This is a genomic window from Streptomyces boetiae, assembly GCF_031845405.1.
Lineage (GTDB): Bacteria > Actinomycetota > Actinomycetes > Streptomycetales > Streptomycetaceae > Streptomyces > Streptomyces boetiae.
The window spans coordinates 43,423-54,780 of the sequence record NZ_JAVREN010000019.1 but is presented as its reverse complement, the minus strand read 5'-3'; the positions used below and the strand labels follow the sequence as shown (position 1 = coordinate 54,780).

At 75.0% G+C, this 11,358-nt stretch carries 12 protein-coding genes; 11 read left to right on the top strand and 1 reads right to left on the bottom strand.

Features of this window, described 5'->3' with window-relative positions; translation table 11 throughout:
• The first annotated feature begins 44 nt into the window (after positions 1–44).
• The 8 genes from RM780_RS14800 (at position 45) to mutM (ending at position 5,541) form a co-directional block, all read left to right on the top strand.
• Positions 45–560, top strand: a complete 516-nt coding sequence (locus RM780_RS14800) for a hypothetical protein (RefSeq protein WP_311631170.1) — start codon at positions 45–47, stop codon at positions 558–560.
• Between the two features lie 111 nt (positions 561–671).
• Positions 672–1,262 carry a 16S rRNA (guanine(966)-N(2))-methyltransferase RsmD gene (gene rsmD, locus RM780_RS14795; RefSeq protein WP_311631169.1) on the top strand — a complete coding sequence of 197 codons (591 nt, stop codon included), beginning with the start codon at positions 672–674 and terminating at the stop codon, positions 1,260–1,262.
• Positions 1,263–1,288: 26 nt separating this feature from the next.
• Positions 1,289–1,768, top strand: coding sequence for a pantetheine-phosphate adenylyltransferase (coaD, locus tag RM780_RS14790; RefSeq protein ID WP_311631168.1), 480 nt, complete (start codon positions 1,289–1,291; stop codon positions 1,766–1,768).
• Positions 1,769–1,829: 61 nt separating this feature from the next.
• Complete coding sequence (locus RM780_RS14785) at positions 1,830–2,873, top strand: ATP synthase F0 subunit B (RefSeq protein WP_311631167.1); 1,044 nt, start codon at positions 1,830–1,832, stop codon at positions 2,871–2,873.
• A 228-nt stretch (positions 2,874–3,101) separates the two neighbouring features.
• Positions 3,102–3,716 (top strand): YceD family protein, encoded by a 615-nt coding sequence (locus tag RM780_RS14780; protein ID WP_311631166.1) that lies wholly within the window; start codon positions 3,102–3,104, stop codon positions 3,714–3,716.
• A 2-nt stretch (positions 3,717–3,718) separates the two neighbouring features.
• Positions 3,719–3,892, top strand: a complete 174-nt coding sequence (rpmF, locus tag RM780_RS14775) for a 50S ribosomal protein L32 (RefSeq protein WP_049568059.1) — start codon at positions 3,719–3,721, stop codon at positions 3,890–3,892.
• A gap of 19 nt (positions 3,893–3,911) precedes the next feature.
• A complete protein-coding gene (gene rnc / locus RM780_RS14770; RefSeq protein ID WP_311631165.1) occupies positions 3,912–4,685 on the top strand; it encodes a ribonuclease III in 774 nt (257 codons plus the stop codon).
• Positions 4,678–5,541, top strand: a complete 864-nt coding sequence (gene mutM / locus RM780_RS14765) for a bifunctional DNA-formamidopyrimidine glycosylase/DNA-(apurinic or apyrimidinic site) lyase (protein WP_311631164.1) — start codon at positions 4,678–4,680, stop codon at positions 5,539–5,541. Before rnc ends, mutM begins: the two co-directional genes overlap by 8 nt.
• Before the next feature lie 13 nt (positions 5,542–5,554).
• On the opposite strand, the gene RM780_RS14760 is transcribed toward mutM, so the two are convergent.
• Complete coding sequence (locus RM780_RS14760) at positions 5,555–6,409, bottom strand: CAP domain-containing protein (RefSeq protein WP_311631163.1); 855 nt, start codon at positions 6,407–6,409, stop codon at positions 5,555–5,557.
• A gap of 255 nt (positions 6,410–6,664) precedes the next feature.
• On the opposite strand from RM780_RS14760, the gene RM780_RS14755 reads away from it, so the two are divergent.
• From RM780_RS14755 to smc, 3 genes are all read left to right on the top strand, one after another.
• The gene (locus RM780_RS14755; RefSeq protein ID WP_311631217.1) at positions 6,665–6,928 is read left to right on the top strand and encodes an acylphosphatase; all 264 of its coding nucleotides are present in this window, start codon (positions 6,665–6,667) and stop codon (positions 6,926–6,928) included.
• 312 nt (positions 6,929–7,240) lie between these two features.
• Positions 7,241–7,447, top strand: coding sequence for a hypothetical protein (locus tag RM780_RS14750; protein ID WP_120760602.1), 207 nt, complete (start codon positions 7,241–7,243; stop codon positions 7,445–7,447).
• A gap of 202 nt (positions 7,448–7,649) precedes the next feature.
• On the top strand, positions 7,650–11,273 hold the full coding sequence (smc, locus tag RM780_RS14745) for a chromosome segregation protein SMC (protein WP_311631162.1): 3,624 nt from the start codon (positions 7,650–7,652) through the stop codon (positions 11,271–11,273).
• Positions 11,274–11,358 lie beyond the last annotated feature (85 nt).

Below are 11,358 nucleotides of genomic sequence, written 5' to 3'. Positions count from 1 at the left end.
TCCATCCGGGATTGGGCGCAGTTGGGCCATTGGGGGCTGCTCGCATGGCATTCCGCCACATCAACGAACTGCCGCTCGGCGACAAGATCTTCCGCGTCGAGCTGTCCAGCGACGACGACATCACCGTGACCCTGACCCTCACCGGCCACCGGGAGGCGCAGACCGGGGCCCCGCTGGCCTCCGGTTCGCTGACCATGCCGCTGGCCGACGTCCCCACCCTCCGCATCGCTCTCAACCGCGGGCTGCGCGCGCTGGCCCTGGCCGCCGACGTTGCGGAGCCCATCCCCGACCGGGACATCCTCCGCGAGCTCTTCCCCGGCCACGGCGCCCCCTGGGTGCCCCAGCACGAGGAGGACCTGACCCGGCGGTTCCACTCCGGCGAGACCATCGCCCGGATAGCCGCCCGCTTCGGCCGCACCCCCGACTCGGTCCGCGCCAAGATCCGCGAGCTGGGCCACGACCCCCGCCGCCCGGAGTACTGCCCGCCCGACGGCTGCCTCTCCTGGTCGCGGTACGCCTCGCCCGCGCTCCTCGGCGCGGCCGAGGCCGCCGCGGACTGAGGCCCGCGGCCCGGCGGACCCGTCCGGTGCGGGTCCGCCGGGCCGTATAGCGTGGGAGGGACAGACCTTTTCGACGGCGCCGCCGACGACGCCGGGCGCAGTGAGGACTCCATGACGCGCGTGATCGCCGGGACGGCGGGCGGGCGCCGGCTGGCGGTGCCGGCCGGCGGCGGCACCCGGCCCACCTCCGACCGGGCCCGCGAGGGGCTGTTCTCCACCTGGGCCGCGCTGTGGGGCCCGCTGGAGGGCGCCCGGGTCCTCGATCTGTACGGCGGCTCGGGCGCCGTCGGCCTGGAGGCCCTGTCCCGGGGCGCCGCGCACGCGCTGCTGGCCGAGGCCGACGCGCGGGCCGCCCGCACCATCCGGGAGAACATCCGCGCCCTCGCCCTGCCCGGCGCCGAGCTGTGCCCCCGGCGGGCCGAGACGCTGATCGCGGAGCCCCCCGCCTCGGGCCCCTACGACCTCACCTTCCTCGATCCGCCCTATGCCGCCGGGGACGACGATCTTGGCGAGATCCTGCTCACACTCCGCGCCAATGGCTGGCTCGCCGGGGACGCGGTCGTCACGGTGGAGCGGAGCACCCGGGGCGGTGCGTTCTCCTGGCCGGACGGGTTCGAGCCGATGCGTTCGCGCCGTTATGGCGAGGGCACGCTCTGGCACGGCCGGCCCGCCGGCCACCCCCACATGACCAACCGGCCATGACCGGCCGGCCGAACAAGGAGAGACCGTTGCGCCGCGCAGTCTGTCCGGGGTCCTTCGACCCCATCACCAATGGGCACCTCGACATCGTCGCCCGCGCCTCGAAGCTCTACGACACCGTCCACGTCGCCGTGATGATCAACAAGTCCAAGAAGGGCCTGTTCGCCGTCGACGAGCGCATCGCGCTCATCGAGGAGTGCACCGCCGCCTACGGGAACGTCGTGGTCGAAGCCTTCCACGGCCTCCTGGTCGACTACTGCAAGCAGCGCGACATCCCCGCCATCGTCAAGGGCCTGCGGGCCGTGAGCGACTTCGACTACGAGTTGCAGATGGCCCAGATGAACAACGGCCTTTCGGGCGTGGAGACCATGTTCATCCCCACCAACCCCGTCTACAGCTTCCTCTCCTCCAGCCTGGTCAAGGAGGTCGCCACCTGGGGCGGCGACATCTCCCACCTCGTACCCCAGCCGGTGCTGCGCGCCCTGCGGGAGAAGCTCGCCCAGCGGTGACGCGCCAACGCGTCCGGCCAACCGGTGCCCGGATCTGCCCGGTTGGCCGTACCCTCGCCTCGTGGACGTAAAGCAGAGACTCGACGAGATCGTCGACGCGGTCCAGAGCGCCCGGGGCATGCCCATGTCGGCGTCCTGCGTGATCAACCGGTCCGAGCTGCTCGCCCGGCTGGAGGAGGTGCGCGCGGCCCTGCCGGGCTCGCTCGCCCAGGCCGAAGAGGTGCTCGGGGGCCGCGACCAGGTCGTCGCCGAGGCCCAGGAGGAGGCCCGGCGCATCGTCGAGGCCGCGCACGCCGAGCGCGGCTCGCTCACCGACAGCACCGAGATCGTCCGGCAGGCCAGGGCCGAGGCCGCGCGCATCCTGGACGGCGCCCGCCAGGAGGCGGACCGCGTCAGGGCCGAGGCCGACGACTACGTGGACAGCAAGCTGGCGAACTTCGAGGTGGTCCTCGGCAAGACCATCGGCTCGGTGGAGCGCGGCCGGGCCAAGCTGATCGGCCCCGACCGGGGCGACCCCCAGGAGCTGCTGGAGCGCGCCGACGCCTACGTGGACGCCCAGTTCGGCGCCATCGAGGCGGTGCTGCGCAAGACCCTGGAGGCGGTCGGCCGCGGCCGGCAGAAACTCACCGGGCACCAGCCCGTGGACGAGCTGGCCGAGCACGTCGCCGCCCAGGAGGCCCTGGCCGCCGCGGACGGCGGGCGCCCCGCCGACGCCTACGCCGAGCCCGGCGCCGAGCAGGACACCTACGACTACCTCGGCGTCCCGCAGCCGGGCAGCGAGCCCGAGCCCGCCGTGCCCGCCGCCCCCGCGCTCCCGGCCGCCTACGAGCCGGCCTCCCCCTACGCCACGGCCGGCTACGAGCAGGCCGCGGCGTACGGCCAGGCCGCCGCGGGCGGCTACGACACCGGCGGCTACCCGCAGCAGGAGGGGTACCAGGCCGACGGCTACGGCTACCCGCAGGACCCCTACGCCGCGCAGCAGCCCCAGCAGCAGCCCCAGCCCACCTACGGCTACTCCTCCCCGGCGGTGCTGGACGAGACCAGCCTGTTCGACACCGGCATGATCGACGCCGAGCAGCTGCGCCGGTATCACCAGCAGGGCTGAACGCCTCCGGTCCCCGCCCCGCCCGGGGACCGGACCCCCGCCCGCCCGCCGCCGATTGGGTGCCCGGCGGCGGGTGAAGTATGCTGGCCATTCGGTCGCGCCACGACTCGTGATCGCGGCTGCCCCGCCCGGCCCCGCCACCGAGGGGCCGTCGTGCGCGGCCTTCCCGCAGCCATCCTGAGAGAGCGAAGTCCCCTGAACGCCCCGCTGGATCACCGAGCCCCCCTCGTGTTCGACACACGCGAGCTGGGGCGGCGTCCGGGTGCGCTCAAGCGGGTCTCGCGGACGGCCCCGGCCCCGGCGGACCTCGGCACCGAGGTCATCGGCGTCCCGGCCGGATCGCGTCTTGAGGTGGACCTCCGCATGGAGTCGGTCATGGAGGGCGTGCTGGTCACCGGCACCGTCCGTGCGCCGCTCGCGGGGGAGTGCGTAAGGTGTCTGGAGCCCCTGGCCCGCGAGGGCGAGGCGGAGTTCCAGGAGATGTTCCGCTACCCCGACGCCGACGGCCCCGCCCGCCGTCCGGCCGTCCCTGCCGACGAGGAGGGGGACGAGGAGACGCCGTCGCTCCAGGGAGATTTCTTCGACCTGGAGCCGGTGCTGCGGGACGCGGTGGTGCTCGCGCTGCCGTTGCAGCCGGTGTGCCGCGAGGACTGCCCGGGCCTGTGCCCCGAGTGCGGCACGCCGCTCGCGGAGGACCCGGACCACGGGCACGACGAGGCCGTCGACATCCGGTGGGCGGCGCTGCGGGAGTTCGCAGGCAGCGCCCGGCCGGGCGGCCGGGAGACGCAGGACAAGCAAACGAAGGCACCTCGCGCCAGCGGGGACGATCCACAGGAGACATAGCCGTGGCTGTTCCGAAGCGGAAGATGTCGCGCAGTAACACGCGCCACCGCCGGTCGCAGTGGAAGGCTGCGGTCCCCACCCTGGTGCGCTGCGAGCGCTGCCAGGAGCCCAGGCTGCAGCACACCGCCTGCGGCAACTGCGGCACGTACAACCGCCGCCAGGTCCTCGAGGTCTGATCGGCGGGTGACAGGCTCCATGTCACACGCCAGGAGGTCGCAGCCCCAGGCGTCGGAGGACACAGCCTCGTCCCTCGCCATCCTGGAGGGCCGGCTCGGCTACCGGCTGGAGCCGGCCCTTCTGGTCCGCGCGCTGACCCACCGCTCGTACGCGTACGAGAACGGCGGCCTGCCCACCAACGAGCGGCTGGAGTTCCTGGGCGACTCGGTGCTCGGCCTGGTCGTCACGGACACGCTCTACCGCCGGCACCCCGACCTCGCCGAGGGCCAGCTCGCCAAGCTGCGGGCCGCCGTGGTCCAGGCCAGGGCGCTCGCCGAGGTGGCGCGCGGCCTCGACCTGGGCGCCTTCGTCCGGCTCGGTCGCGGCGAGGAGGGCACCGGCGGCCGGAACAAGGCGTCGATCCTCGCGGACACCCTGGAGGCGGTGATCGGCGCGGTCTACCTCGACCAGGGGCTGACGGCCGCCGACGAGCTGGTGCACCGCCTCTTCGACCCCGTCATCGAGCGTTCCTCCAACCTGGGCGCGGGCCTGGACTGGAAGACCAGCCTCCAGGAGCTGAGCGCGGCGGAGAGCCTCGGCGTTCCCGAGTACGTGATCACCGAGTCGGGCCCCGATCACGAGAAGACCTTCACCGCTGCGGCCCGTGTGGGTGGCGAGACCTACGGCACCGGCACCGGCCGCAGCAAGAAGGAAGCCGAGCAGCAGGCGGCGGAGAACGCCTGGCGCGCCATCCGCGGCGCCATCGACGGCCCCAACGGCCAGGCGCCGCCCGGAGAGTCCCCCCTTGCCTGAGCTGCCCGAGGTCGAGGTCGTCCGGCGCGGGCTGGAACGCTGGGTGAGCGGCCGGACCGTCGAGACGGCCCAGGTGCTCCACCCCCGCGCCGTCCGCCGCCACACGGCCGGCCCCGCCGACTTCGCCGACCGCCTGCGCGGCGCCGTCGTGCCCCGCGCGCGCCGCCGCGGCAAGTACCTGTGGCTGCCCCTGGGCCCGGACTCCGGTCTGGCGCTGCTGGCGCACCTCGGCATGAGCGGCCAGCTGCTGGTGCAGCCGGAGCGCGCCCCGGACGAGAAGCACCTGCGCATCCGCATCACCTTCGCCGACCGGGCCGGGGGCGAGCTGCGGTTCGTGGACCAGCGCACCTTCGGCGGCCTCTCGCTGCACCCGCTGACGGCGGACGAGGTGCCGGACGTCATCGCGCACATCGCGCCCGACCCCCTGGAGCCGGCGTTCGACGAGGACGCCTTCCACGCCGCGCTCCGCCGCCGGCGCACCACCGTCAAGCGGGCGCTGCTGGACCAGTCCCTGATCAGCGGCGTCGGCAACATCTACGCCGACGAGGCCCTGTGGCGCTCCCGGCTGCACTACGAACGCCCCACCGCCACGCTGACGCGCGACCGCACCGCCGAACTGGTCGGCCACATCCGGGACGTGATGGCCGCGGCCCTGGCCGCCGGGGGCACGAGCTTCGACAGCCTGTACGTCAACGTCAACGGCCAGTCCGGGTACTTCGACCGCTCGCTGGACGCCTACGGCCGGGAGGGCGAGCCCTGCCGCCGCTGCGGAACGCCGATGCGCCGCCGCCCGTGGATGAACCGCTCCAGCTACTTCTGCCCGCGCTGCCAGCGCCCGCCCCGCGCCGCGGCCTGAGCCCCGGGCGTTCTCAGAAGCCGAAGTCCTGCGTCCACCAGGGGCCGCCGGGGCCCAGGTACACCCCGATGCCCAGGGTGCCGAACTCGCAGTTGAGGATGTTGGCGCGGTGGCCCGGGCTGTTCATCCAGGCCTCCATCACGGCCTGGGCGTCGGCCTGGCCGCGGGCTATGTTCTCCCCGCCCAGGTAGTCGATGCCGGCCTCGGCGGCGCGGGCCCAGGGGTCGCGGCCGTCCGGGTCGGTGTGCGAGAAGAAGCCGCGCCCGGCCATGTCCCGGCTGAAGGCCGTGGCGAGCTGGGTCAGCGGGGCGTCCAGCGTGACCGCGGGGCAGGAGGCCGCCGCACGCTCGACGTTCACCAGGGCCAGCACCTGCTCCGCCGCTGAGTTCTCGAATCCGACCGAGGGCACGGGGGCCGGGGCCGGCGGCTCGGCGGCCGAGACCTCGGGCTCCTGCGTGGGTTGCGGCGCCGGCTCGGGTTCCGGCGCGGGCTCGGGCTCCGGTTCGGGCGTGGGCTCCGGCTCGGGGGCCTCCGGCGCCGGCTCGGGCTCCGGGGCCGTCTCCTCGGGGGTCTCCTCCGGCTCCGGCGTGGTGCGCTCCGCGCTCGGCTCCGGGCTCGGGCCGCGGTCCCCTGCCGGGGAGTGCGCCCGCGGCCCGGCTCCGGCGGAGGCGGGGCGCTCGCCCGCGGCCGTGCCGTCCCCCCTGCCGGAGGTCAGGCCGTCGCCGAGGCCCGGCACCAGCCCGGCGCCCACGGCCACCGCTCCCGCGGTCAGCGCCGCGGAGGCGCCGACCAGCACGGCGCGGGCGGGCCCGCGCCTGCGGCGATGGCGTCCCATGGTCAGCACCGTCCTCGTTCCATCGGTGGTCACTCGGTCCGCTCCGGGCGCCGACTCGGCGTCAAGCCCGAAGATCATTCTTCACCCATATGGGTGAGATACCGCGTGACTGTACGACATCCTCGGGATAACGCCAGTGCCGTTGGTCCCGGAGGCCGGGATAGCGTGCGTCACATGCGAGAGGCCACGCCCCCGCCCGCGACGGGCGACGAGTACGGGGATCCGCGGGGGAGCGCGCGCCGGAACGAGTGCGGCGCGGGCCCGGGGGAGGACGGCGAGGCCGTCCGGATGACTGCCTGGGTGCGCGGGCTGGTGCAGGGGGTCGGATTCCGCTGGCACACCCGGGCGCGGGCCCTTGAGATCGGCGGGCTGCACGGCTTCGCCGCAAACCTCGCCGACGGCCGGGTGCAGGTGGTCGCCGAGGGCACCAGGGAGCGTTGCGTCCGGTTGCTGGAGTGGCTCCGCGAGGGCGACACGCCCGGCCGCGTGGACGGCGTCACCGAGATCTGGGACACACCCCGCGGCGGCTACCCCGGCTTCGCGGTGCGCTGAGCGCGCGGCCCGGGGCCCCCACGATCTCCAGGAAACTGCTTGCCAACCCCGCTCCGACGTGCAAGGCTGCCGCCACTATCACCGCCAGGCGAGAAGAGCGCCCCACGCGAGCGGCCCCCGCCCCCGGCATGGCACACGGGGGATACGCGGTGTGATCGTGTTGACCGTCCCACTTTTTGGTGAGACGCTGAAAGTCCCGCGCATCTCAGCTATGCGGCCCTGGAACGCATGGCTGAGCGGACGTCGCGGATTCATTCCCTCACGACCCACCAACGGCTTCGGTCGGTCACTCAGTGTGGAGGACCATCCATCATGGCAAAGGCGCTTCTCGGTCACATCGGCGGCTTCGACCCCCGAGTCCTCGCCGAGATGCGACGGCTTCAGCAGCGCGTACAGGACCTGGAGACCCAGCTCCTCCGGGTCCAGGCGGAGAACGACGCGCTCGCCGCCGCCGCTCGTCACGGCGACTCGGTGCTCGACAGCATCGACGTGTCCAAGGCGGAGCCCGCTCTGACCTGACCTCGACGAAGAGGCCGGGCCGCGAAGGCGACCGCCGGCGGAAGTACATGCGAGGGACGCTTCGGCGTCCCTTCGTCATGTCCAGCGTCATGTTCAGGGACCCCGGCGCCCCGACCTGTGTCCGGTTCACTGACTGATCTGCCCTGCATCCCCGGCGTCGAAACGGCCAATCGCGGAAGTCCGCGAGGTAAAGTCGCACGGCGTGCACCTCAAGAGCCTGACCCTCCGAGGCTTCAAGTCCTTCGCGTCCGCCACCACGCTGCGCTTCGAGCCCGGCATCACGTGCGTGGTGGGCCCCAACGGGTCCGGCAAGTCCAACGTCGTCGACGCCCTCTCCTGGGTGATGGGTGAGCAGGGCGCCAAGTCCCTGCGCGGCGGCAAGATGGAGGACGTCATCTTCGCGGGCACCACCGGCCGCCCGCCCCTGGGCCGCGCCGAGGTCTCGCTGACCATCGACAACGCCGACGGCGCCCTTCCCATCGACTACACCGAAGTCACCGTCACCCGCACGATGTTCCGCAACGGCGGCAGCGAATACCAGATCAACGGCGACACCGTCCGCCTCCTCGACGTCCAGGAGCTGCTCTCCGACTCCGGCATCGGCCGCGAGATGCACGTCATCGTCGGCCAGGGCCGGCTCGACTCCGTGCTGCACGCCGACCCCACCGGGCGCCGGGCGTTCATCGAGGAGGCGGCGGGCGTTCTCAAGCACCGCAAGCGCAAGGAGAAGGCGCTGCGGAAGCTGGACGCCATGCAGGCCAACCTCGCCCGCGTCCAGGACCTCACCGACGAGCTGCGCCGCCAGCTCAAGCCCCTCGGGCGGCAGGCCGCCGTCGCCCGCCGCGCCGCCGTCATCCAGGCCGAACTGCGCGACGCCCGCCTGCGCCTGCTCGCCGACGACCTCGTCACCCTGCGCGCCGCGCTCCGCGCCGAGATCGCCGACGAGGCCGCCCTGAAGGAACGCAAGCAGCAGGCCGAGGCCCGGCTGCGGGAGGCCCTGCGCCGCGAGGCCGCGCTGGAACACGAGGTCCGCGCCCTCGCGCCCCGGGTGCAGGCCGCCCAGTCCACCTGGTACGAGCTGTCCCAGCAGGCCGAGCGGGTCCGCGGCACCGTCAGCCTGGCCGACGCCCGCGTCGCCTCCGCCCGCGACCGGGCACCCGAGGAGCGCCGCGGCCGGGACCCGGAGGACCTGGAGCGCGAGGCCGCCCGGGTCCGCGAGCAGGAGGCCGAGCTGACCGCCGCCCTGGAGGCGGCCAGCCGGGCGCTGGAGGACACCGTCGAGCACCGCGCCGAGCTGGAGCGGCGGCTCGCCGCCGAGGAGCGGCGCCTGAAGGACGCCGCCCGCGCCCTCGCCGACCGCCGCGAGGGCCTGGCCCGCCTCCACGGCCAGGCCAACGCCGCCCGCAGCCGCGCCGCCTCCGCCCAGGCCCAGATCGAGCGGCTGACCGCGGCGCACGAGGAGGCCGTGCAGCGCGCCGCCGACGCCGAGCGCGCCCACCAGGAGCTGCGCGCCGAGGTGGAAGGGCCGGGGGAGGAGGAGGCCGGGCCCGCCGCCGAGCACGACCGGGCCCGCGAGCGGCTGGCCGAGGCCGAGGCCGCCCTGGCCGCCGCCCGCGACGCCCTCACCGCCGCCGAGCGGGAGCGCGCCGCCCTGGCCGCCCGGCACGACGCGCTCGCCCCGAACCTGCGCCGCAAGGACGGCACCGGCGCCCTGCTGGCCGCCGCCGGGCGGCTCTCCGGCCTGCTCGGGCCCGCCGCCGAACTCCTCAGCGTCGCCCCGGGGTACGAGATCCCCGTGGCCGCCGCCCTCGGCGCCGCCGCCGACGCCGTCGCGGTGGACGGCCCGGCCACCGCCGCCGAGGCCCTGCGGCTGCTGCGCAAGGACGACGCCGGCCGCGCCGCCCTCCTCCTGGGCGACGCCGGCGACGCGGGCGACCCCGGCGAGGCCCCCGGTGCCCCCGCCCCGCCGGACGCCCCCGCCGGACTCCCGGGCAACGGCCCGCCCCGTGCCGCGGACCTCGTCGGCGGCCCGCCCGCCCTGCTGCCCGCGGTGCGGCGCCTGCTGCACGACGTCGTGGTGGTGCCCGACCTCGACGCGGCCAGGGACCTGATCGCCGCCCGCCCCGGGCTCACGGCCGTCACCGCCGAGGGCGACCTGCTCTCCGCCCACCTCGCCGTGGGCGGCTCGGCCGGAGCGCCCAGCCTGCTGGAGGTGCAGGCCGCCGTGGACGAGGCCGCCGCCGGGCTGCGCGCGCTCACCGAACGCTGCGAGGAGCTGTCCGCCGCCCAGCGGGAGGCCGCGGACCTGCGGGCCCGCCGCGCCGCCGAGGCCGAGGAGCTGGCCCGGCGCCGCACCGCCGCCGAGCGCGAGAAGGCCCGGGTCGCCCAGGACCTGGGGCGCCTGGCCGGCCAGGCCCGCGCCGCCGCCGGAGAGGCCGAACGCGCCGCCGCGGCCGTCGAGCGGGCCCGCGAGGAGCTGGCCCGCGCCGTCGAGCAGGCCGAGGAGCTGGCCGAACGGGTCGCCGTCGCCGAGGAGTCCGCCGACGCCGAGGAGGAGCCGGACACCGCCGTCCGCGACCGGCTGGCCGCCGACGGGGCCAACGCCCGGCAGACCGAGATGGAGGCCAGGCTCCAGGTCCGCACCCACGAGGAGCGGGTCAAAGGCCTGGCCGGGCGGGCCGACGGCCTGGACCGGGCGGCCCGCGCGGAACGCGAGGCGCGGGCGCGCGCCGAACAGCGGCGCGCCCGGATGCGCCACGAGGCCGAGGTCGCCGGCGCCGTCGCGGACGGCGCGCGGCAGCTCCTGGCCCACGTCGAGGAGTCGCTGCGGCGGGCCGTCGCCGTCCGGGAGGCCGCCGAGCGGGCCAGGGCCGAGCGCGAGCGGGCGCTGACCGCCGAGCGCAACGCGGGCCGGGAGCTGAAGGAGGAGCTGGACAAGCTCACCGACTCGGTCCACCGCGGCGAGGTGCTCGGCGCCGAGAAGCGGCTGCGGATCGAGCAGATGGAGACCCGCGCGCTGGAGGAGCTGGGCGTGGAGCCCACCGTCCTGATCCGCGAGTACGGCCCCGACCAGCCCGTCCCGCCACCCGTCGCCACCGACGGCCCGGACGGCGAGGCCGCGCCGCTCGACCCGGCCGCGGAGGCCCCCGGCGCGGACGGCGCGGGCGGGCGGCCGTTCGTCCGCGCCGAGCAGGAGAAGCGCCTGCGCGCCGCCGAGCGCGCCTATAAGCAGCTGGGCAAGGTCAACCCGCTGGCGCTGGAGGAGTTCGCGGCCCTGGAGGAGCGGCACCAGTTCCTCAGCGAGCAGCTCGAGGACCTGCGCAAGACCCGAGCCGACCTGCTCCAGGTCGTCAAGGAGGTGGACGAGCGGGTGGAGCAGGTCTTCACCGCCGCCTACCACGACACCGCGCGCGAGTTCGAGGGCGTCTTCTCCCGGCTCTTCCCCGGCGGCGAGGGCCGGCTGCTCCTCACCGACCCCGGCGACATGCTCACCACCGGCGTCGAGGTGGAGGCCCGCCCGCCGGGCAAGAAGGTCAAGCGCCTCTCCCTCCTCTCCGGCGGCGAGCGCTCGCTGACCGCGGTGGCCCTGCTGGTGTCGATCTTCAAGGCCAGGCCCAGCCCCTTCTACGTCATGGACGAGGTGGAGGCCGCCCTGGACGACACCAACCTCCAGCGGCTGATCCGGATCATGGAGGAGCTGAAGGACAGCTCCCAGCTGATCGTCATCACCCACCAGAAGCGGACGATGGAGGTCGCCGACGCGCTCTACGGCGTCTCGATGCAGGGCGACGGCGTCTCCAAGGTGATCAGCCAGCGCCTCTCCTGACCTCCGGCGTCTCTCCTTCACCCGGGTGAACGCGAGCCGTCCCGCGTACGCCCCCGGCGCGCGCCCGGCGTGGCGGGCTTCCGCC

Bases quoted from the DNA above. Each gene is read 5' to 3' on its own strand.
- RM780_RS14755 (WP_311631217.1), top strand. From the start codon at position 6,665: ATGACTGCCTGGGTGCGCGGGCTGGTGCAGGGGGTCGGATTCCGCTGG.
- RM780_RS14800 (WP_311631170.1), top strand. From the start codon at position 45: ATGGCATTCCGCCACATCAACGAACTGCCGCTCGGCGACAAGATCTTC.
- RM780_RS14750 (WP_120760602.1), top strand. From the start codon at position 7,241: ATGGCAAAGGCGCTTCTCGGTCACATCGGCGGCTTCGACCCCCGAGTC.
- rnc (WP_311631165.1), top strand. From the start codon at position 3,912: ATGTCACACGCCAGGAGGTCGCAGCCCCAGGCGTCGGAGGACACAGCC.
- rsmD (WP_311631169.1), top strand. From the start codon at position 672: ATGACGCGCGTGATCGCCGGGACGGCGGGCGGGCGCCGGCTGGCGGTG.